The sequence below is a fragment of the Methylobacter sp. BlB1 genome, assembly GCF_015476545.1.
Lineage (GTDB): Bacteria > Pseudomonadota > Gammaproteobacteria > Methylococcales > Methylomonadaceae > Methylobacter.
Map to the genome: position 1 here is coordinate 85,794 of NZ_JADMKV010000004.1, position 21,778 is coordinate 107,571.

Annotated in this window: 16 protein-coding genes; 8 read left to right on the forward strand and 8 right to left on the reverse strand. The window is 46.9% G+C overall.

Translation table 11 applies throughout. The features are described 5' to 3' along the window. Positions 1-151: 151 nt before the first annotated feature. The 4 genes from IT781_RS03165 to IT781_RS03180 all read right to left on the reverse strand — a co-directional run bounded on the left by IT781_RS03165 (position 152) and on the right by IT781_RS03180 (position 6,620). Positions 152-4,237: a response regulator gene (locus tag IT781_RS03165; protein ID WP_194968679.1), complete on the reverse strand. Its 4,086-nt coding sequence runs from the start codon at positions 4,235-4,237 to the stop codon at positions 152-154. A gap of 31 nt (positions 4,238-4,268) precedes the next feature. Continuing rightward, on the reverse strand, positions 4,269-5,237 hold the full coding sequence (locus IT781_RS03170) for an ABC transporter substrate-binding protein (RefSeq protein ID WP_194968680.1): 969 nt from the start codon (positions 5,235-5,237) through the stop codon (positions 4,269-4,271). Between the two features lie 13 nt (positions 5,238-5,250). Further along, positions 5,251-6,129, reverse strand: coding sequence for a PhnD/SsuA/transferrin family substrate-binding protein (locus IT781_RS03175; protein ID WP_194968681.1), 879 nt, complete (start codon positions 6,127-6,129; stop codon positions 5,251-5,253). 260 nt (positions 6,130-6,389) lie between these two features. Beyond that, on the reverse strand, positions 6,390-6,620 hold the full coding sequence (locus IT781_RS03180) for a sulfurtransferase TusA family protein (protein ID WP_194968682.1): 231 nt from the start codon (positions 6,618-6,620) through the stop codon (positions 6,390-6,392). Between the two features lie 82 nt (positions 6,621-6,702). Between IT781_RS03180 and cysG the strand changes: the two genes are divergently transcribed. Together cysG and IT781_RS03190 are read left to right on the forward strand one after the other, a co-directional pair. After that, positions 6,703-8,097 carry a siroheme synthase CysG gene (gene cysG, locus IT781_RS03185; RefSeq protein WP_194968683.1) on the forward strand — a complete coding sequence of 465 codons (1,395 nt, stop codon included), beginning with the start codon at positions 6,703-6,705 and terminating at the stop codon, positions 8,095-8,097. A gap of 351 nt (positions 8,098-8,448) precedes the next feature. Continuing rightward, positions 8,449-8,787 carry a cytochrome c gene (locus IT781_RS03190; protein WP_194968684.1) on the forward strand — a complete coding sequence of 113 codons (339 nt, stop codon included), beginning with the start codon at positions 8,449-8,451 and terminating at the stop codon, positions 8,785-8,787. 87 nt (positions 8,788-8,874) lie between these two features. Here IT781_RS03190 and IT781_RS03195 read toward each other — a convergent pair whose 3' ends face one another. The 4 genes from IT781_RS03195 to IT781_RS03210 all read right to left on the reverse strand — a co-directional run bounded on the left by IT781_RS03195 (position 8,875) and on the right by IT781_RS03210 (position 12,501). Further along, positions 8,875-9,486 carry a hypothetical protein gene (locus tag IT781_RS03195; RefSeq protein ID WP_194968685.1) on the reverse strand — a complete coding sequence of 204 codons (612 nt, stop codon included), beginning with the start codon at positions 9,484-9,486 and terminating at the stop codon, positions 8,875-8,877. Positions 9,487-9,692: 206 nt separating this feature from the next. Continuing rightward, positions 9,693-10,904 (reverse strand): argininosuccinate synthase, encoded by a 1,212-nt coding sequence (locus IT781_RS03200; protein WP_194968686.1) that lies wholly within the window; start codon positions 10,902-10,904, stop codon positions 9,693-9,695. A 111-nt stretch (positions 10,905-11,015) separates the two neighbouring features. Then, positions 11,016-11,216, reverse strand: coding sequence for a DUF2892 domain-containing protein (locus IT781_RS03205; protein ID WP_194968687.1), 201 nt, complete (start codon positions 11,214-11,216; stop codon positions 11,016-11,018). Between the two features lie 10 nt (positions 11,217-11,226). Further along, entirely contained in the window at positions 11,227-12,501 is a 1,275-nt protein-coding gene (locus IT781_RS03210) for an NAD(P)/FAD-dependent oxidoreductase (protein WP_194968688.1), read from the reverse strand. A gap of 519 nt (positions 12,502-13,020) precedes the next feature. Here IT781_RS03210 and aceE point away from each other — a divergent pair. The 6 genes from aceE to IT781_RS03240 all read left to right on the forward strand — a co-directional run bounded on the left by aceE (position 13,021) and on the right by IT781_RS03240 (position 21,777). Continuing rightward, positions 13,021-15,705, forward strand: coding sequence for a pyruvate dehydrogenase (acetyl-transferring), homodimeric type (aceE, locus tag IT781_RS03215; protein WP_194968689.1), 2,685 nt, complete (start codon positions 13,021-13,023; stop codon positions 15,703-15,705). Between the two features lie 14 nt (positions 15,706-15,719). Next, complete coding sequence (gene aceF, locus IT781_RS03220) at positions 15,720-17,021, forward strand: dihydrolipoyllysine-residue acetyltransferase (protein WP_194968690.1); 1,302 nt, start codon at positions 15,720-15,722, stop codon at positions 17,019-17,021. A gap of 14 nt (positions 17,022-17,035) precedes the next feature. Beyond that, on the forward strand, positions 17,036-18,472 hold the full coding sequence (gene lpdA, locus IT781_RS03225) for a dihydrolipoyl dehydrogenase (protein WP_194968691.1): 1,437 nt from the start codon (positions 17,036-17,038) through the stop codon (positions 18,470-18,472). Positions 18,473-18,522: 50 nt separating this feature from the next. Then, positions 18,523-18,720, forward strand: a complete 198-nt coding sequence (locus IT781_RS03230) for a hypothetical protein (RefSeq protein ID WP_194968692.1) — start codon at positions 18,523-18,525, stop codon at positions 18,718-18,720. Continuing rightward, positions 18,720-18,911: a hypothetical protein gene (locus IT781_RS03235; protein WP_194968693.1), complete on the forward strand. Its 192-nt coding sequence runs from the start codon at positions 18,720-18,722 to the stop codon at positions 18,909-18,911. The genes IT781_RS03230 and IT781_RS03235 overlap by 1 nt, the downstream gene beginning before the upstream one ends. A gap of 235 nt (positions 18,912-19,146) precedes the next feature. Further along, positions 19,147-21,777: a glycosyltransferase gene (locus IT781_RS03240; RefSeq protein ID WP_194968694.1), complete on the forward strand. Its 2,631-nt coding sequence runs from the start codon at positions 19,147-19,149 to the stop codon at positions 21,775-21,777. Position 21,778: the final 1 nt, after the last annotated feature.

The window sequence follows — 21,778 nt, forward strand, 5'->3', positions numbered from 1 at the left end:
ATGCGAGAGATATGTGAAACATTGAAACCACGCACACGAACAGAATAAGAAATTCTTTTCTCATAGCCATGCGAATTACGAATGCTTCATTAAAGGGAAATATCGCCGTTGCTCCGGTTCAGGAATAAGGAGCAGAGGTTTATTGCACATCTCATAGCGCATCTTTAATTCCAGTCAATTTTGCACCAACCTGATTCCGGCCGTTTTCTTTCGCCATATAAAGCGCAGCATCGGCGGTCTTTATCAGGTCTTCGGGCAATATGTCTGCAACAGGTATTACACTGCTCACGCCAAGACTCAACGTTATCCGATCGGCTACTTCGGAATAGGCATGAGGAATATTGGAACTGGCGACATTTTTACGCATGCTTTCAGCCATCTCCACCGCTTCGTCCAGATTCATCTCCGGTAATACAGCGACAAACTCCTCACCGCCATAACGCGCCACAAAATCAGTAACCCGCTTAAGCGTATGCTTCAGTATGGCGGCAATATTCTCCAGGCAGCGATCCCCTTCCGCATGGCCGTAGTTATCATTGTAAGCTTTGAAGAAGTCTACATCCATGAAGATGAGAGAGATGGGCGATGCCGAACGCATGGAGCGGCGCCATTCTCTGGCGAAATACTCATCGAACATGCGGCGATTGGGAATGCCTGTCAATGCGTCCACGCTTGCCAGCTGTTCTAACAAGTCGCGTTGCTTTTTAAGCGCCAGATGAGTCTGAACCCTGGCCTGAACGACTGATATATTGAACGGTTTGCTGATGTAATCGACGGCTCCCGACTCAAAGCCCGCCATCACTTCGGAAACTTCGTCGTGGCCCGTAATAAAGATGACCGGAATATTGCGTGTTTTTTCAGTTGTTTTCAGATGTCTGCAAACCTGCCACCCATCCATGTCGGGCATTTCAATATCCAGTAAAATCAGATCGGGAGGCTGATCTGACTGAGCTATAGATAAGGCTTTTCTTCCATCTACGGCCGCCACAATATCGTAACGAGACCTCAGGACTTCTCCTAATGTCAGGATATTTACAGGCATATCATCGACAATCAATATCTTTTGTCTGTTATCAGTTTCTGAGGATACAGTCGCTTGCGTTAATTTCTTATCAAATAAAACCAGCACAATATCCTGTAAGACAGATTGGGCAGCAGCAAAATCAAATTGATTGATCGCCTTCTCAAGTAATCTGAGATTATTACTATGCCGTGAATTTTGGATAATCTTTTTCAGTTCTTTAAAATGATAGTCTGCATCCAGACGGCTTCCATTCAAGGCGTCAAATAAATCATTCAATAAAGATTCAACCAGCGATAAATCGGGCTCGACAGCATTGTTATTGTAATCCGGCAACTCTGTAGACTCATAAGTTTTCAACCGGGCAACTGACTCAAGCACTCTATGTTGAGCCCTGGAAAATTCAATCAATAACCCGGGAACCGATGCTTGCTGCTTTGCGATGGCTGTTTCCAGTGCGTTTGCTCTATCTTTCAATTCAGGCATGGCAAGATTGCCCGCAACGCCTTTCAATGAATGCAGTAATGCCAAAGCCGATTCGTTATCGCCTGTTTGCAGAAATGCCTCCAGTCGAGTTGCCGCATCGCCAAAATCTTCATGAAATTTCAGCAGCAGCTCATGAAATAATTGAGCATTGCCTGCAACGCTCTTCAACCCCAACCGCCAATCGATGCTGGGCAAGTAGGCCGGTAATGTCTTTGCTTGCGTATCGGCTGTCTCCAAAGTGGAATCCGGCATTTTCCGCATTTCCGGTTTGATTGAATCAAGCAGGTTTGCCACTAACTCATCGACATCTATTGGCTTGGCTATATATCCATTCATGCCGATGCTCAAACACTTCTCCTTGACATCGGTCATGGCATGAGCCGTCATGGCAATAATCGGCAGATCGTCAAACTGTGGCTCGGAACGTATAATGCGTGTCGCCTCATAACCGTCCATCATCGGCATTTGCAAATCCATCAATACCGCATCGAAGCGTTTGGCTCGTATTTTTTGCACGGCTTCCAGTCCATCTGCAGCAATGTCGATGTCAAAACCTTCCTTTTCCAGTATTTCTTTCGCAACCTGTTGATTAATTTCGTTATCTTCTACCAGCAGCAGTTTTTTTCCTTCAGTTTTATATAATTTTTTATCATTCATTGCCGCATCAAGAACGTGCTGGACAGGATTTTCGTCAAAACGATTTTGAACGAATACATCAATAACTGCATTAAGCAGCACCGACGGATGCACCGGCTTGATAAGAAACCCGTCCAGGTTGGCGTCATTTGATTGCTGAATGATATCCTCTCTGCTATAAGCCGTTATCATGATAATGTAAGGAGTATGAATAATCTTGGGATCATTCTTAATATGGCGTGCCGCTGAAATGCCGTCTATTTTGGGCAGTTTCCAGTCCATGATGACAAGGCGATAAGGATCTTCAACGGGAGCATTTTCCAGCATCTGAATCGCCTGCTCGCCGGTATTGGCTTGATCCACTTGAAAAGAAAATGACTCCAGGTAAGAACGTAGAACATTCCGGGATGTCGCATTATCATCCACGACTAATGCCTTCATGCCCTGAAAATCCTCAAGCGAGGCAATACATCCCTGATCAACTCCCTGGTACTGCTCGAAGGCGGCGGTAAAGGAAAAAATACTGCCTTTTCCCACTTCGCTGGTAACGTTGATGCGCCCTCCCATCATGTCCACCATCCGCTTGCAGATTGCCAACCCCAGGCCTGTCCCGCCATATTTGCGGGTAGTTGATTTATCGGCTTGGCTGAAAGATTCAAATAAACCGCTTATTTGTTCTTTCGTTAAGCCTATGCCGGTATCTTTGACAGAGAACTCAAGCACTACCTGACCATTTCTTTTGACTTGCCGGCCATCGTCTTCAGCCAATGCAACATTAACGACGATTTCGCCATATTGGGTAAATTTTACTGCATTATTGACCAAGTTAAGCAATACTTGGCCTAGTCTGAGCGGATCACCTATCAGATACAAAGGCACATCACGGCCAGTGGTAAAATGTATCTGAAGACCTTTTTCTTCGGCTTTAACACTCATCAAATTGGCAAGATTATTCAGCACGTCATCCAGATTAAACGCGATGGCCTCCAGTTCCAGTTTCCCGGCTTCGATTTTCGAAAAATCCAGGATATCGTTAATGATGCCGAGCAGCGTATGAGAGGAGGTTTGAACTTTAGTCAGATAATCGCGCTGTTTGGCTGTAACTTCCGTCTGCAGCGCCAACCGGGTCATGCCGATAATGGCATTCATCGGCGTGCGAATCTCATGACTCATGATTGACAGAAACTCCGATTTGCTTTTATTAGCAGCAATCGCTTGATCCCGCGCTTCAGCCAGTTCGGAGGTGCGCTCAAAGACTTTCTGCTCTAACGTCCGGCTGTATTCTTCAAGCTTGTCGTAAGAAACCCTTAGGTTCCTGGCCATTTGTACAAACGCTGTCGTTAAAGCGCCGATTTCACCTTCCGGGGTTCCTTTGATATAGTCGCTGACCTCAAAATCGCCCCGGGCTAGCTGGTTTGCCAAATGAGTCAATTGCAACAGCGGCCTGGACAGGCGTTCGGATATGAATAACACGATACCGGCACCTATCAGAATGAAAGCAATCGTAATCATTAATAGCCGCGTTATCATTACACGAATCTGCTCGGCGCTTTCCTTTCGCGAGTTAGCGATTTCCTGATTAAGAAGATCCAGTGAAAACCCCAGCCTGAGAACACCCCAAGGTTCCGCACTCACCTGAATCGGCATGATGAATTCCATAACAGATTTACCGTTGCTGACATATTCATTAACCGTTGCGGTATTTTGGCTGGCTGCAAACACGTCTTCTTTCTCGGCAAGGATCTCCATTTCAAGCTGTGGTTTTAAAGTATGAATGTACGCCATGCCGGAGGACTGCATCAGGATTATGTAATAAAGCTCTCCATTCTCCTGCACTGCATTCCTTAACAGATCGGAAACGTGTGAAAGATTAACCGAAGCGATGCCGTCTTTAACCTGGCCGGATAAGCTGTCGGATAGAATTTGTCCTCTATCTATCAATTTTCCTTTCATCAACGCAATGCGTTTATCCAGTTCCTTTTCAAACATATCTTTTTGAAACTTGATTTGAACAAAGGTCAACATGGTCAACAAGGCGATAATTAAACCCACCATCGTCACAAGCAGCTTTTTGTAAATACTCCGTTTAACCATTTGTTCTATTCTCAGGTTGATCTATCAAAGATTATTCGATAATTTGATTAACCGAACCCAAGGCTTCGTTATTCAAATCTAATCCATATTCCTTCACTTTCTTCATGTTAAGCATAATATAAGAACCGGCGGGATCAACCACGGGTCGCAAAACCTCTTTATGCTCCAGCAAATCTCTCGTCAGAGTTGCCGCCTGCAGGCCCATCGTGGAAATATCAGCCGATATCACCAGCGTTGCGCCCAATGTAGAAAATATTTCAGCATAAGCGATGACCGGCTTTTTCGCCGTCGCGCTCCGGTTAAAGATTTCAAGCGCAGATTCTTGATCAGCAAGAACGACTGGATCGGAAATAAGCCATAGCACATCCACTGACGGCAAAAGTTTTTCCAGGGTAGAAGCCAGCTCTGCCGGTTCGACAATGGGTATGCTAACGATTTCCATGCCCACATCTGTTGCGGTTTCAGCTGCTGCCGACAACCATTCCTTATTAAATTTCTCACTATAAATGATCCCGATCTTTTTCAGCTTCGGGAAAAGATAACGGTAAGTCATCAACTGCATGCCCGACGATAACTCATTGGAAACACCATAAGAATGCTTACTCATCGGCAAGCGCTGCCAATTCAGTACGGATGAAAAAATTATTTTTCTATCTTCCGCAATATCATGTGCCAGCAAGTAAGCTTTTGAACCAATTGCATAAATTGCATCAGGATTGACTTGCCGAATCCGTTCTCTGACTGTATCGATATCGTTTGAACTATCCCCAAGATTTATTTTGGCCTTTATTTCTGCCGAATTTGCTACAAACGCCGCTTGGGCCAATTCATAGTTTTTTACCGCGGAGTTCGAATTAAGAATCAATATGCCTCTGCTTTCTTCCGCCCTCGCTTCACCTGCCTGAAATAATGCCAGCACTGACATAGACAATAGCACGCATATTCTCCTGGCGAATGCTGCTCGCAAGATTAAAAAACAGTCTGCAATAGTGCTTGCCATATTTATCATCATACTAGGGCTCAAGCTCCTTGAGCTCAGACTGAGTGAGCTTTCGCCAACCATCAAGACCAAGCATTCTCAACTTACTTTCTCCCTCAGGGGCTTTGCTCATGCCCTCTAAAATTTCAAGCAAGGCAGCGCTATTCATAGCCGTCTTTTTCGGCACCACAGCCAATGTGAGAAATTGTTTCTCGCTTGCTCCCAAACGATTCAGCATGCTGTACTGCTTCTGATTAATTTTCGCGAGATTTTCAAGACTGTCTTCTGTGGTTAAAGCTGCATCGGCCATGCCAAAGCCCACTGCCATTAAGGCATCAATATCTTTCGGCACCAGAATCAACTCTATCTGTGCAAGAATCTCTGCACTTTTCGCGCCCAGAATCTGGCTAAGAATGGTTCGGGTATAGGCTTCATTAGCTGCCGAAGCAATTTTTCCGCCCTTTAATAACTCAACTTTCTCAATCTGATTTCTTGCAGACAGAACCTTGCGCTGAGTCGATTTACCGTGCGACACCCCCACCAAAACCGGCGTCATCGGTATTTTTTTTTGTAAAATGCGGTAATGCCAGCTGGAAAGTAAAAATCCCCCGTCTTGCTTCTCTATGAGAGTTTTCTCAAAAATATCCTTGTCGCTGAACGGCTGAAAATGGAAAGCCCCAAATTTTGCAAAATAGGTATCAAATGCAATTTTCAATGAAACATAATTATTTATATTGGTCTCCGAATTATAAAAATACAGTGTATTGCCGTCTAAGTGGGCATTAGTTTCAGGCTCGGAGTACCCTATAGGGCTGATGATAACCAGCAATAATGCAAAAATGGCAAGCGCTAAAAATCTGATGACGGAAGGCATCTTGACAATTGCGGATAGTCCGAATTTCTCATAGCGCATAGGATATGCAGAATCGGCTAAATAGATGATGAATCAAGCCATGAAATCATATGAATTCGCCTGATAACATTGAGCAGATGTCTACATTCTAGGTTATGGATACATGCAATTGAGCACTAAAAACCGGCGATGCAGAGGCTCACCTGGAAGAAATCTGATTTTCACTATGTCCATCTTTATTGCAGCTCCCCATTTTATTATTTGTTATACCTACGGTTCGGGATCAGTCGGATACCCCGCCCTATCTGCCGCCAAGCTGATCATTTCTTCTTGATGTAAAAAATCTGTCTTTCCGATTCTCTTATAAATTTAACGATTTGATTGCCTGTTTGGTCAGAATAAACGCCAAAATCCAAATGCGCAGCAGGATCTGTCGCAATTACCTTGACAACATCTCCACTGGTCATTTCCGTCAATGTTTTTTTCAGGCGCAACAAAGGCAGGGGGCAATTTAAGCCGCTGGCATCTAATTCGAGGTTAAATTCAATCATTGCTTGGTTATAAAAGTTCTTAACTTGCTTCAGAATGCTTATAATACCATTCTCTACTTAATCCGCGAATCATAGTAATACAATGGATTATTTTCCAATTTTCATACAACTTAAAGATCAGAATTGTCTCGTTGTCGGTGCTGGCGAAGTCGCCGCTCGCAAAATTGATTTATTGGCTCGAGCCGATGCAAAAATCACTGTCATCGCCAGTGAAATAAGCACCGCCGTTGCCAATCTGAGAGAGCCTCACAATCTGAACATACTGAAGAAAACTTTTTCCCCGTCCGACCTGCATGGATTCAGACTGGTCGTATCGGCTACCGACAATGCCGATACGAATAAATTAGTTGCCAAAACAGCCTCTGAACAAAATATCCCCGTGAACGTGGTCGATAGTCCCGAACTTTGCAGCTTCATCTTTCCTGCCATTATAGATCGTTCGCCTGTCGTTGCCGCCGTATCATCCGGCGGCGCTTCGCCGGTTTTAGCTAGGCTGCTTCGAGCTAAAATAGAAAGCCTGATTCCGCCGTCTTACGGCCGACTGGCTCATATTGCCGAAAAATTCAGATCACGCGTTAAAGAAGTCATTAAAGAGCCGGCTCAGCGCAGGATTTTCTGGGAGAATGCATTACAAGGCTCCATTGCCGAATTGATTTTCTCCGGCAAAGAACAGGAAGCTGAACAAAAGCTCGAGCAGACGCTCACTAATCAGAAAGAAAACATTAATGTTGGCGAAGTCTATCTGGTCGGAGCCGGCCCCGGCGCAGCCGACTTGTTGACTTTTCGCGCTCTGCGGCTGATGCAACAGGCTGACGTAGTCGTCTACGACCGGCTGGTCTCGCCCGAGATCCTCGATTTAGCCCGTCGAGATTCGGAAAAAATCTATGTCGGCAAACAACGCTATAACCATGCGCTCCCGCAGGAATCCATCAACATCCTGCTGGCGAATTTGGCGAAAGCAGGGAAACGCGTGGTCCGACTAAAAGGCGGCGACCCTTTTATTTTCGGCCGCGGCGGCGAGGAAATAGAAACCCTTATGCAACAGGGAATCAATTTTCAGGTTGTGCCAGGCATTACCGCCGCTTCAGGCTGCGCCACATATGCCGGCATTCCGCTGACACATAGAGATCATGCCCAGTCCTGCACTTTCGTGACTGGCCATCTAAAAGACAATTCCATCAATCTGAACTGGAAACAATTGGCGGCTCCCAATCAAACCATTGTCATCTATATGGGGCTGGTCGGACTGGAAAAAATATGCCAATCTTTAATTGAGCACGGCAGTCCTAAAGATTTGCCAGTTGCCTTGGTGCAACAAGGCACCACAGCCAACCAACGGGTTATTACCGGCACATTGGAATCCTTGCCCGGTTTGGTAGCTGGCCAAGACATCAAACCCCCAACATTGATCATTATTGGTACTGTCGTGACATTACACGACAAATTGGATTGGTTTCATACGGAGCATTTTTCTTAAGAATTACTATCCGGTTATTGACGATGGCTGAATACAAACCTAGACGAAACAAATTTCAGAAAATTAATTTTGGCCCATTGAAATAGCTCAAAAACCTCACACGGTTACGGCGTGCTAAATTATCAGCTAATGGTTTTCTGCGCTTACAGAATGAAATAATCTGAACAATTCAGTTATTATTCACATAACTTAATGATAATGGATTCCAAGTAAATAATAACCATATAAATTAAATAAAAGGATTGAATTTTACTGCCAAATTCCCTATCCTTTGCGGCTTTAACTTTTTAATTGGGCTGTATTTGTTAAATAAATGATTACAGTCTTTTTTAATCACCAAGAGAGGTCAATATGAAAAAATCATTAGGTTCATTAGCGGGCGTTGCCTTAATCGCTTTAAGTTCGCAAGCATTTGCTTCAGAAGATGTCGAAATCGGTCAAAAAATTTATGAGCGCGCTTTCGGTCGTGGTTGCGGCACTTGCCATGACATCGCATCAAACCCACAACTGTTCGACTTGGTTAAATCCGGCAAACTGGACAGAGCAAAATTCGAACAAGTTATTAAAGAAGGCAAAGGCGGCATGCCAAAAGCTATGGAAGCCATCATGGCTGTTGGCCCTGTTAAAAAAGCCGGTTACGGCGAAGATCAAGCGCTTGACGCTTTATACAAATACCTGGGCAGCAAATAAGTTTTTACTAGCTAAACCGGTATAAAAAAAGCCGCCGTAATCACAGATTAGGGCGGCTTTTTAGTATGTATAAGATTGGAAAAATATTTAATTTCTGCCTAAATAACTTCTTTTGATTTCTTTATAAGGCAATCGATTACGATTTTTGATCCAGATTCCAGCCAATGCGGCCAACATTAACCCACAAGAGGCGAGAGTGAGATAAATAAGATTTTTTAATTGCGACATTTCCAGCATGATCTGCTCACTATCGACAGCCACTTGCTCTTTTTGAGCAGGGTCTGAATAGGAGCGCAGCACTTTAACGTCATTCTTTAAATCTTCTATCGTACCTAGAGAACTGGAAACAGCGCCTAAGCGTATACTCTCTTCCAAAGTTCTTAATTTGCTTTCAATTGAACCACTGATTAAACCAATAAGCTGACCTTTGAGCGTATTAACTTCGGCAGATAATACTGAATTCATTTCAGCGGCATAAATCTCAGATGGAGTAGCTTTTCTATAATTGGGCACAACATCATGCGTTGGAAATAACAAAAAGCCCAATATCAAGACGACAGTCATCAAGAAAAACACTACAGTCAGCAACAACTTGTTGGTTTTTATTAATCCCTGATGCGACGGTATTGTTTGCAGAATCACAGGGCGCCCTCTCTGGTCATCAACAATCTCTGAATTTATCTCTCGCATATCGCTCATTATCCACTTCCCCTCAACCAGAAATCCATAAATAGCGACATTCCGGCTGAAAAAATATTATTTTTATAATTGGCAGCGCCACTACCTGATCAGGCAATTATACAAGTTTAATGAAATTTGTCGTGCGTTTTATAAGAGAAACTTGCCGTCTCAAACTGCAAAACACAGCCGCACGATTCTAAAGATCGTGCGGCTGTGTTTAATGATTAGCGGTTTCTTTTAGCTGCTATTCTCATTCTCAATGCATTCAGCTTGATGAAACCTTCGGCATCTTTCTGATTATAAGCACCGCCATCTTCTTCGAACGTGGCAATACTTTCATCGAACAGACTGTCTGTTTCAGACTGACGGCCGACTACGATTACATTACCCTTGTAGAGCTTCAGTCTGACTTTGCCGTTGACATGTTCCTGAGACGCATCGATCATTTGTTGCAACATTTTGCGCTCCGGACTCCACCAGTAACCGTTATAAATCAGCGAAGCATAACGCGGCATCAACTCATCCTTTAAATGCGCCACTTCGCGATCCAGTGTTATTGATTCAATCGCACGATGCGCTCTCAGCATGACCGTGCCGGCCGGCGTCTCATAGCAACCGCGCGATTTCATACCGACATAGCGGTTCTCAACGATGTCGAGACGACCAATGCCGTTCTCGCCGGCTATTTTGTTTAATTTCTGCAGAACTTCGGCAGGCGTATGCGGAACATCGTCAATCGCGACAATATCCCCCTGACGGTAAGTCAATTCGATGTAGGTCGGCTGATCAGGGGCTGCCTCAGGGGATACGGTCCAGCGCCACATATCTTCCTCAGGTTCTGTCCAAGGGTTTTCCAGAATACGGCCTTCATAAGAAATATGCAGCAGATTGGCATCCATTGAATAAGGCGATGCCTTGCCTTTTTTCATTTCAACGGGAATGCCATGCTTTTCAGCATAGTCCAGCAGCTTTTGCCGGGAAGTTAAATCCCATTCGCGCCAAGGCGCTATGACCCGGATATCTGGACGCAGCGCATAAGCGCCTAACTCGAAGCGCACCTGATCATTACCTTTGCCGGTTGCGCCATGAGCAATCGCGCTAGCGCCCGATTCATTGGCGATTTCGATGAGGCGTTTGGCAATTAAAGGACGGGCAATTGATGTACCGAGCAGATATTCGCCTTCGTAAATCGTATTGGCCCTGAACATCGGAAAAACATAATCGCGCGCGAAATCCTCACGCAGATCTTCAATATAAATTTCCTTAATGCCCAGCGCTTGCGCTTTGGCCCGGGCCGGCTCAACCTCTTCGCCCTGACCTAAATCGGCGGTGAAAGTGACAACTTCGCAAGAATAGACATCCTGCAACCATTTGAGAATGACGGAAGTATCCAAACCTCCGGAATAAGCCAGTACTACTTTATTGATTTCCGACATAACGCCTTAACCTTGAGTTAAAAATAGGCAAATTATACCGGAAAATAAAGTTTGCGGCAGAAACGTAACAGGCGATTTTCTAGACGCTGTTACGTTTCTGCAAAGCAATGCTTAAAAAGCACAGCCAGGCTTGACGCCCAGCTTTTTCAGTATCATGGCTAATGGACAAAAGCCAGTAAAAGCAGATTGAAATAAATTTGCCCCGACAAATGCTGTAAACCACAACCAGTTTTCAGAATGCAAATGCGCCAGCAGCAAACTGATCAGAATAAAACTGCCTGCCACGGCAAATACCACACGATCAATAGTCATCTACTCTCCTCTATTTCAAGCGTACGACACCCATCAGTTTAAGCATCATTCTTTCATACAATGGCTCACTGATGCCTTTTCTGATCTTACGCATAAAATACTTTTCGAAACCGATTTTCGCCAGATGCACCCACTTGCCTTCTGCTGACCAGGTCACATTGCGCGGCGGAATTTGCGGCTTGGCCATAAATGCGACACCGGAATCGCCAAAGTCAGCCAGACATAGCGCATTCCAAGTAGCCTCATAACTAGGCTCCTTACCGTCCAGTTCACTGGCGATGTTATGCGCCGTAGCCGTTACCATAGACTCAATCATATAGCCGGTTTTGGGCGCGCCTACTGGCACTGGTGTTGGCTCTACCGGCGGAATCGCGATGCAGACGCCGACCGAGTAAATATTTTTGAAAGTCGGATTGCGCTGATACTTATCCACCAGAACAAAACCGCGCGGATTAACTAATCCCGCCGCATCGACTTTTCGCACCGCATCAACACCGGTAAAGGCGGGCAACATCATCGAATGCTTAAACGGCAGCTCATGTTTTTTCTTGTCTTTGCCTTCATCATCGACTTCCGTGACATACATCATGCCATCTTCAATCTTGTCGACTTTGGCATTGGTTATCCATTTAATACTCTTGTCACGCAATGCGCTTTCCAATAAACCTTTGGTATCGCCTACGCCGCCCAAGCCTAGATGACCGATGTATGGCTCTGCCGTCACAAAAGTCATTGGCACCTTGTCGCGAATCTTGCGTTTACGCAATTCCGTTTCAATAATCATTAAATATTCATATGCAGGACCATAGCAGGATGCTCCCTGAACCGCACCGATAACGATAGGCCCCGGATTTTCCATGAATTTATCCCAGTCCCGAGCCGCAACTTCGGCATGATCCACATGGCAGACAGATGATGTATAGCCCTCGGGACCTAAACCCGGCACCTCATCGAATGCCAAGCGAGGACCGGTCGCAATGACCAGGAAATCATAAGGCACTGCAGAGCCATCTGCCAACTGCACCTGATTGTTTACAGGATCTACTTTTGACGCCGCTTTTTGAATGAATTCAATACCTTTCTTTTTCATAATCGGCGCTAATTCAATCTTCAGCTCTTCCGGCTTACGCCACCGCGGTGGAACCCAAGGATTTGACGGCACAAAATGAAACGTAGGCGTATCGGAAATCACAATCACATCATGTTTTTTCCCTACCGTTTCTTTCATTTCATAAGCCATTGGTACACCGCCAATGCCGGCGCCTAAAATTACTATACGAGCCATGTTACACCCTCATTATTAGTTGCTTTGCATTTTGCCTAAATGATCACCATCACTTAAGGATATATTGTGCGTGTTACACTACAAGAACAATATTTGAAAAGAATATTAGCATATTCTAATTTTAATTACAATTTTGTATCGAGTCCCTACCTCTTTTTATCTAAATATCTGATGGAATTTCACTTGACTTCCATCTCTGTGAACCATGGAGCCTGATATAGGCCTTATCAACAACTAACAGATACTAGCTGTTTTGTAAATGACAGAAAAATTTAGTCATCCGAAAATAGTCATGTGGACCATTCGCTATTTAATTTTGGTACTAAAAATGCTATTTTATTCCGCTTAACAGCTGACGTGCCGCTCCTTTTAGCCATCGCCAGCGTATTTTGGCCTAGTTTACAGTCATGTCATTTTTGATTTGTAGTTTTAAGTCTGTTAAATCGCGCCGAAGCCACTGAATAGATTTTCAATAATAATTTTAATAAGCATGCATACCCGCTCCAATTAGGAACAGACATGAACAAAACTTCAATTACAGAGATTACCGGGCAGGATGATGTCGATCCGGCAGAAACCAAAGAATGGCTTGAAGCTCTGCAAGCAGTATTAGAGCGGGAAGGCGGTGCTCGTGCACATTTTCTTATTGAGCAATTAGTAGCCGCAACCCGTCATGCAGGCCTGGATATCCCATTCAGCGCCAACACTGCCTACATCAACACCATTCCCGTCGAACGGCAGCCACCGTTCCCTGGCAATACTACAATAGAATATAAAATCCGTTCCTATGTACGCTGGAATGCGATGATGATGGTGCTGAGAGCCAATAAACATACTAATGTTGGCGGCCACATTGCCAGTTTCGCCTCGGCATCGACTTTATACGATATCGGTTACAACCATTTTTGGCACGCGCCTTCCGATAAGCACGACGGCGACTTGATTTTTACTCAAGGACACTCGGCTCCGGGCGATTATTCCCGTGCATTCCTGATGGGGCGATTCACTGAAGAGCAGCTGGATAATTATCGCCAGGAAGTCAACGGAAACGGTTTATCTTCGTATCCGCACCCCTGGCTGATGTCCGACTTCTGGCAATTCCCGACCGTGTCTATGGGCTTAGGCCCCATTATGGCCATTTATCAGGCCCGTTTCATGCGGTATCTGCAAGATCGCGGTTTGACTAATACGGAAGGGCGCAAAGTTTGGGCTTTCCTCGGCGATGGCGAAACGGACGAACCGGAATCACTGGGCGAGATCGGCATGGCCGGCCGTGAAAAACTGGATAACCTTATTTTCGTCATCAACTGCAACCTGCAGCGGCTAGATGGCCCGGTACGCGGCAATGGCAAAATCATTCAGGAATTGGAAAGTGAATTCCGCGGCGCCGGCTGGAATGTAATCAAACTGATCTGGGGCCACCGTTGGGATGCACTGCTGGCGCGCGATAAAGACGGCCTGCTGGTAGCACGCATGATGGAATGCGTCGACGGCGATTATCAGACGTTTAAAGCCAAAGACGGCGCTTATGTGCGCGAGCATTTCTTTAACACGCCTGAGCTGAAAGCTATGGTCGCCGACTGGTCTGATCGTGACATCTGGGAGTTAAATCGCGGCGGCCATGATCCAATCAAGATTTTTGCAGCCTTCAACGCTGCAGTCAGTCATAAAGGGCAGCCAACCGTCATTCTGGCCAAGACCATTAAAGGCTATGGCATGGGCGAGTCTGGACAGGCGCAGAACATCACCCATCAGCAGAAGAAAATGAGTGTAAGTTCACTGAGCCGTTTCCGTGATCGTTATGACCTTCCTGTTACTGATGAACAGCTGAATGACCTGCCTTACCTGACTTTCCCCGAAGGCTCGAAAGAGCTGGAATACATGAAGCAGCGCCGTGCTGACTTAGGCGGGTATTTACCGTCCAGAAGAACCAAATCCCATGCCCTGGATGTGCCGGTGCTGGCAGATTTCAAACCATTGCTGGAAGCCAGCAGTGAAGGACGCGAATTCTCGACAACCATGGCTTTCGTGCGCCTGCTCAACATACTGATCAAAGACAAGAACATCGGCAAGCGCATCGTGCCTATCGTACCTGATGAATCGCGCACCTTCGGTATGGAAGGCATGTTCAGACAGCTGGGCATCTGGTCGCAGGTTGGCCAGCTATATACACCGCAGGATGCCGACCAGCTCATGTTCTACAAAGAAGACAAGCATGGCCAAGTACTGCAGGAAGGCATTAATGAAGCGGGTGGCCTCTGCGACTGGATTGCCGCAGGCACCTCCTATTCAACCCATGGCGTGCCGATGATTCCGTTTTTCATCTACTACTCCATGTTCGGCTTTCAACGTGTCGGCGACCTGATCTGGGCCGGTGCAGACCAGTGTACCCGAGGCTTCCTGATGGGTGGCACAGCCGGAAGAACGACATTGAATGGCGAAGGCCTGCAGCATGAAGACGGACACAGCCATCTGATTTCAGCGACTGTACCCAACTGTGTCTCTTATGACCCAACCTACGCCTATGAAGTGGCCGTCATCATTCAGGACGGTTTGCGCCGCATGTATGTCGAACAGGAAAATGTGTTCTATTACATTACCGTGATGAATGAAAACTATGCCCATCCAGCCATGCCCAAAGGCATAGAACAGGATATTATCAAAGGCATGTACTGCTTCCGCCGTGGCGCCGATCAAAAGAAAAAGACCCCACGGGTACAGCTACTGGGCTCAGGGGTCATTTTCCGTGAAGTTGAATTTGCCGCTGAATTACTACGCAATGATTGGGGCGTTGAATCCGACCTGTGGAGTTGCCCAAGCTTTACGGAGCTAGCAAGAGATGGACGAGCCTGTGAGCGCTGGAACCGCCTGCATCCAACTGAAACTCCAAAGCAATCGCATGTAGATCACTGCCTCGGCAATGCGCAAGGACCGGTCATTGCTGCAAGTGATTATAACCGTGCCTTTGCCGATCAAATTCGGGCTTATATTAAAGCGCCTTATACCGTACTTGGCACCGATGGCTTCGGCCGTTCCGACACGCGCGAGCAATTGCGCCGCTTCTTTGAAGTCGATCGCTACCATGTTGCCGTCGCGGCCCTAAAGAGCCTGGCGGATTTGGGACAATTTGACCCGGCAAAAGTAGAGGTGGCCATTGCCAAGTATGGCATAGCCTCTGACATTACACCTCCCTGGTTATCTTGAGAAAAGGAATTAAAATGGCTTCTCTAATCGAATTAAAAGTGCCAGATATTGGCAATTTCACTGATGTCGATGTCATTGATGTCTTAGTTAAACCAGGTGACGTTATAGCAGTTGATCAGACTCTGGCAGTACTGGAAACCGACAAGGCCAGTATGGACCTGCCTGCCAGCGCAGCGGGCACTGTACAAGAAGTCTTTATCAAGGTCGGCGATAAAGTCTCTGAAGGCTCATTGATCGCTACCGTATCGGCAGAGGCCGAGCAGGCTGGCGCGGCAAAACCGGAGGAAAAGCCTGAGCCAAAAGAGGCTGCCCCGGAAGAAAAGGCGCCTGAACAGCCAGCTCAAGCCGCTCCGCAACCTGCGCCAGCGCCAAAACCTGCATCAGCTCCTGAGCCAGCTGCACAGCCGGCCTCTGGCAAAGCCGCGCATGCCACTCCGGCTGTCCGGCTTTTTGCGCGCGAACTGGGCGTCGATATCAGCAAGATCACTGCCGGCAGCGGCCGGAAAGGCCGCATCTTAAAAGAAGATGTAAAAAACCACGTCAAGCAGATAATGACGGAAGGCTTTGCCCAAGGTGGCGCGGGGATTCCTCCAATACCGGCAGTCGATTTTTCTCAGTTCGGCGCCATTGAAGAGCAAAAACTCAATAAGATCAAGCGCTTGACCGGACAGAATCTGAGCCGCGCCTGGTTGAATCTGCCGATGGTCACCTATCACGAAGAAGTCGACATTACCGAAATGGAAGCATTCCGAAATGCGCTCAATGCCGAAAAAGCCGCAGGGGATACCAAAATTACCGGACTGGTATTCATTATCAAGGCCCTTATTGCTGCCATGCAGCAATTCCCTCAGTTCAACTCGTCTTTATCGACCGATGGTGAAAAGCTGATCTATAAGAAATATTTCAATGTCGGCATTGCAGTCGACACGCCAAACGGCCTGGTCGTACCCGTAATCCGTGATGCCGACAAAAAAGGCATCAATGAACTGACAGCAGAACTGGCGGATAAAAGCGCAAAAGCACGTCAAGGCAAACTCATGCCGGCCGACATGCAAGGCGGCTGTATCACCATTTCCAGCCTGGGTGGCATAGGCGGCACGGCTTTCACGCCTATCGTCAACGCTCCTGAAGTAGCCATCCTTGGTATCACCCGATCCAAAATGCAACCGATATGGGACGGACGTGAGTTTGTACCGCGCCTGATGCTGCCTTTGGATCTGACCTATGATCACCGCGTGATCGACGGCGCGGAAGGCGCACGCTTCATGGCTGTCATCAAACAATATCTGGGCGATATTCGCCGCTTGCTACTCTAATCAGGGGAAATAATATGGATGCTAATCCGGCGATTAATGAATCGACTCTGCATGCAGAAGTTCTGGTGCTGGGCGGCGGACCGGGCGGCTATACAGCCGCTTTCCGTGCGGCTGATTTAGGCAAACAGGTGGTACTGGTCGAGCGGCATGCTGTTTTAGGCGGTGTTTGTCTGAATGTTGGCTGCATACCCTCCAAAGCCCTGCTGCACATTGCCCAAATCGTCCATGAAGCGGAAGAATTCGAGCATCATGGCGTCCACTTCGGCAAACCAACGTTCGATCTCGACAAGATCCGCGCATGGAAAGAGAGTGTATCAGGCGCTTTGAACAATGGTCTGGCTCAACTGGCAAAACAGCGAAAAGTCAACGTGATACAAGGCGTGGGCAAGTTCACCTCACCCAATACGCTTGAGGTACAAGCCGAATCCGGCACACAGACTATCCGCTTTGATCAGGCCATCATAGCCGCAGGATCACATGCAACCAAAATACCAACCTTCCCTAACGATGATCCGCGCTTATGGGATTCGACCGCCGCCTTGGCGTTAAAAGAAATTCCGAAAAAACTGCTGATTGTCGGCGGAGGCATCATCGGACTGGAGATGGCTACGGTTTATCACGCCTTGGGGTCGGAAATCAGCGTGGTTGAACTGATGAATCAAATCATACCCGGCTGCGATAACGATCTGGTTACACCTTTATACCGGCGCATTAAGAAGCAATACAAAAACATCTGGCTGGAGACGCGTGTAACTTCAATTGAAGCGCTTGATGAAGGTCTGAAAGTCTCCTTTGAAGGCAAAGGCGCACCGGATTCAGACATATTCGATGCGGTTCTGGTTGCAGTAGGGCGCAGACCAAACGGCAAATCAATCGGCGCCGAACAAGCCGGCGTCAATGTCGACGACATGGGGTTTATCGCTGTCGATAAACAGCAGCGCACCAATGTCCCGCATATCTTTGCCATCGGCGATATAGTCGGCAACCCTATGCTGGCCCATAAAGCAAGCCATGAAGGCAAAGTTGCAGCGGAAGTGGCAGCTGGCCATAAAGCCGGTTTTGACGCCTTAACCATACCGGCCGTTGCCTATACAGATCCTGAAGTGGCCTGGATGGGACTGACTGAAAACCAGGCTAAGCAGCAGGGAATTGCCTATGACAAGGCGACCTTCCCATGGGCGGCCAGTGGCCGTTCCTTAAGCCTGGGACGCAAGGAAGGCTTGACCAAAATAATTTGTGATAAAGAAACTGGCAGAATTCTCGGCGCAGGCATAGTCGGCACCAATGCCGGTGAATTACTGGCCGAAGCGGTATTGGCTTTGGAAATGGGCGCCGATGTGGAAGACATCAGCTTAACTGTACATTCTCATCCGACGCTATCTGAAACTTTTGCTTTTGCGGCTGAAATGATTGCCGGCACGATTACTGACCTTTATATAAAGAAGGATTAAGATTCAGAAAAGGTGTTATTCATCTTGTATTCATCTTGCCTGCTGAAAATATGCTTCCTGAATTAGCTCATGTAGTTATTGTCGGTTTATTGATAGTCCTGCCGGTTGGCCTGATCTATAGAAAAGCGGGTTTTCATCCGGCATGGGCATCACTGGTATTCTTGCCAGGCTTCGGTCTATTGTTGATATTTTTACAGCTTGCCTTTGTGCCCTGGCCTAACCAACAAGATAATAAAACGGATCTATAATGGAAGCTTTTCTGATAGCCGTATTTGTCGTTTTTGTTTTATGGCTGGGGTCTAGAATACTAGACAAAGCGGGCCTTCATAAAACCTGGGTTTTCTGTCTGTTGATCCCGGTCGTCAACATTATCATGATCTGGATTTTCGCCTTCAGCCGCTGGCCTAATTTAAAACCCGATGTGAAGCAGGACTTATAGCCGTCGGTAAAAAGGGATTCTTTCCAGTTTTAGAGCAGCATAAAGCAGTGCTTAAACCGACTTCGAGCTATTTAACGGATTAAAAACCATAGACGACAATCGTCTTCATTTTATAATGAAAATGGTTGTATTTTTTCGGCTTATGGTTAAGCTTGCGTAAACAATAGTCCTATACCCTACACGGCCCTCAAACCAAAAAATTTTTTCGCTTTAGCGTTAATTTTCGAGCAACTTAATGAAAAAAATAATTACTGTAATTGCACTCGCCTTGCTGGTCGTCATAAATTTCAGTATTTGGAGCTACACCAATAACCCGCTGCAGCTAAAGTCATGGAACAAGCCCATGATGGGGGTGACTTTTGATCCCAGACGGAAAAACCATTCACCGGAAAACAACCAATTCCCCACTGCAGAACAGATTGAGGAAGACTTGGCTCTGCTTTCCGGAAAAGTGCACGCCGTCCGTACTTATAGCGTGCTGAGAGGCCAGGACAAAGTCCCCGAACTCGCCGCCAAACACAAACTGAATGTATCGGTCGGCGCCTGGATTGATGATGATCTGGAAGCGAACCGGCAGGAAATCGAAACGCTCATTCAAGTCAGCCGCCAGGATAATCCGAAAATCGTCAGACTCTTGGTCGGCAACGAGTTTCTGCTCCGTCACCAGAAGAATGAAGAGCAGCATTTACAAGCCAAGCAACAATTAATTGAGTATTTGCGCGAAGTGCGCAAACGCACCTGGCGACCGGTCAGTACTGCTGAAACCTGGGATATATGGCTTAAACATCCGGACTTGGTTAACGAGGTGGACTACATCGCGGTCCATATCCTGCCTTATTGGGAAGGAATCGATATCGATGAAGCGGTTGATTATGTTTTCTATCGCTATCACGAACTGCAACAGCACTATCCTAACAAGCCTATCGTCATTACTGAGGTAGGCTGGCCTTCCAATGGCCAGCCATTCAAACATGCAACAGCGTCGTTGTCTAACCAGGCAAAATTCCTGCGCGAATTCCTTAACCGTGCCACAGAGGAAAAACTTGCTTACTATATCGTTGAAGCCTTTGACCAGCCATGGAAAATGGCTATAGAAGGTTCAGCGGGTGCCTATTGGGGTGTTTTTGACGCCGACCGCAAACCGAAATTTCCGTTAGATGGCGATGTATTAGCCTTACCTGCATGGAAACACTGGGCCACAGGCGCTGCTGTTTTCAGCGCTGTGTTAATGGCCATCTTCCTGTTTACACGTCGTAGTATAAAACTGCCCGGCATGGTGTTTTTCGGCGTCATGGCCAATCTTGCCGCATCGGCAATTTTCTGGTCCGCATCAATCGGCGCCCAACAATATCATTCGCCTCTCACCATCGCCTTCTGGGTCATACTGATATTGATGCAGATATTGGCTGTGATTATCCTGATGATCGAAAGCCTCGAAATTGCAGAAGTGATATGGCACAGAAAAACCGCCAGAACTTTTGAGCCACTGGCACCGGGACCTGATTTCAGATACCCGAAAGTATCGCTGCACCTGCCTATTCACAATGAGCCTCCCGCCATGGTGCGTAAGACACTTGAAGCCCTGGCTGCGGTTGATTATCCCAATCTGGAAGTGCTGGTCATGGACAATAACACCAAAGACCCAGCCGTTTGGGAACCGGTGCGCGATGACTGCGAACGTTTAGGGCCGAAATTCCGTTTCTTCCATCTGGAAAACTGGCCCGGTTTTAAAGCTGGCGCGATCAATCACGCTCTTGAACAGACAGCGCCGGATGCGGAAATTATCGCCGTTATCGACAGCGATTACATTCTCTCGCCTGACTGGCTCAAGTGCATGGTGCCTTATTTCGATAATGAAAATGTCGGATTCGTCCAGTCGCCCCAAGACTACCGCGACCTGCATGTGAGTACATTTAAAGCGTTCTGTTACTGGGAATATGCCGGCTTCTTCAATATCGGCATGGTACAAAGAAATGAATACAACGCCATTATCCAGCACGGCACGATGACCATGATCCGGAAGTCGGCTCTAGAGAAAGTCGGCAACTGGGCTGAGTGGTGTATTTGCGAAGACAGCGAGCTCGGCCTGCGCCTTTATGAGGCGGGCTATGATTCGGTCTATGTGAAAGATTCTTTCGGTCGCGGATTGATGCCCGACACCATGTCCGGCTATATGACGCAGCGCTACCGCTGGGTATATGGCGCTATGCAGATTATTAAGGCCCATTGGCGCAGCTTCCTGCCTACCCAAAAATCGCCGCTCACATCCGCGCAACGGTATTATTTTGTGGCCGGCTGGTTGCCCTGGTTTTCAGATGCATTGGCTTTATTGTTTACAACAGCAAGTTTGATACTGACCGGCTTTATTGCGCTGGATCCGACGCATAGCGAGTTGCCAGTCAATGCCTTCCTGTTGCCGACTATCGGTATATTCAGCTTTAAAGTCCTGCGCGGTCTGTGGCTGTATCAGGCGCGTGTCCCCTGCTCAGTTTGGCATTCGCTTGGTGCGGCCTTATCCGGATTGGCCTTGACGCATACGGTCGCCAAGGGCACGATCCAGGGGTTGTTCACATCCAGTAAACCGTTTATGCGTACGCCTAAGTACGAAAAACAAGGCCCTCTATTCGAAGGCTTAATGACGATACGTCATGAATTGATATTGCTGATTTTACTAGGTGCAGCTATTACCTTGATGTTGTCTTTAGATCATTTCGATAATCTAAGCGGCAGACTGTGGACAGCTGTATTATCGGTACAGGCGGTTCCCTATGCGGCCACTTTAGTGACGCTATTGATCAGCATAGCCCCAAGCTACAGATCGAAAAAAGCCCTACAGACTGCCGAGGAACTTGACGACGCAGTTTAGT

Bases quoted from the DNA above. Each gene is read 5' to 3' on its own strand.
- IT781_RS03165 (WP_194968679.1), bottom strand. From the start codon at position 4,237: ATGGTTAAACGGAGTATTTACAAAAAGCTGCTTGTGACGATGGTGGGT.
- IT781_RS03170 (WP_194968680.1), bottom strand. From the start codon at position 5,237: ATGGCAAGCACTATTGCAGACTGTTTTTTAATCTTGCGAGCAGCATTC.
- IT781_RS03175 (WP_194968681.1), bottom strand. From the start codon at position 6,129: ATGCGCTATGAGAAATTCGGACTATCCGCAATTGTCAAGATGCCTTCC.
- IT781_RS03180 (WP_194968682.1), bottom strand. From the start codon at position 6,620: ATGATTGAATTTAACCTCGAATTAGATGCCAGCGGCTTAAATTGCCCC.
- cysG (WP_194968683.1), top strand. From the start codon at position 6,703: ATGGATTATTTTCCAATTTTCATACAACTTAAAGATCAGAATTGTCTC.
- IT781_RS03190 (WP_194968684.1), top strand. From the start codon at position 8,449: ATGAAAAAATCATTAGGTTCATTAGCGGGCGTTGCCTTAATCGCTTTA.
- IT781_RS03195 (WP_194968685.1), bottom strand. From the start codon at position 9,486: ATGAGCGATATGCGAGAGATAAATTCAGAGATTGTTGATGACCAGAGA.
- IT781_RS03200 (WP_194968686.1), bottom strand. From the start codon at position 10,904: ATGTCGGAAATCAATAAAGTAGTACTGGCTTATTCCGGAGGTTTGGAT.
- IT781_RS03205 (WP_194968687.1), bottom strand. From the start codon at position 11,216: ATGACTATTGATCGTGTGGTATTTGCCGTGGCAGGCAGTTTTATTCTG.
- IT781_RS03210 (WP_194968688.1), bottom strand. From the start codon at position 12,501: ATGGCTCGTATAGTAATTTTAGGCGCCGGCATTGGCGGTGTACCAATG.
- aceE (WP_194968689.1), top strand. From the start codon at position 13,021: ATGAACAAAACTTCAATTACAGAGATTACCGGGCAGGATGATGTCGAT.
- aceF (WP_194968690.1), top strand. From the start codon at position 15,720: ATGGCTTCTCTAATCGAATTAAAAGTGCCAGATATTGGCAATTTCACT.
- lpdA (WP_194968691.1), top strand. From the start codon at position 17,036: ATGGATGCTAATCCGGCGATTAATGAATCGACTCTGCATGCAGAAGTT.
- IT781_RS03230 (WP_194968692.1), top strand. From the start codon at position 18,523: ATGCTTCCTGAATTAGCTCATGTAGTTATTGTCGGTTTATTGATAGTC.
- IT781_RS03235 (WP_194968693.1), top strand. From the start codon at position 18,720: ATGGAAGCTTTTCTGATAGCCGTATTTGTCGTTTTTGTTTTATGGCTG.
- IT781_RS03240 (WP_194968694.1), top strand. From the start codon at position 19,147: ATGAAAAAAATAATTACTGTAATTGCACTCGCCTTGCTGGTCGTCATA.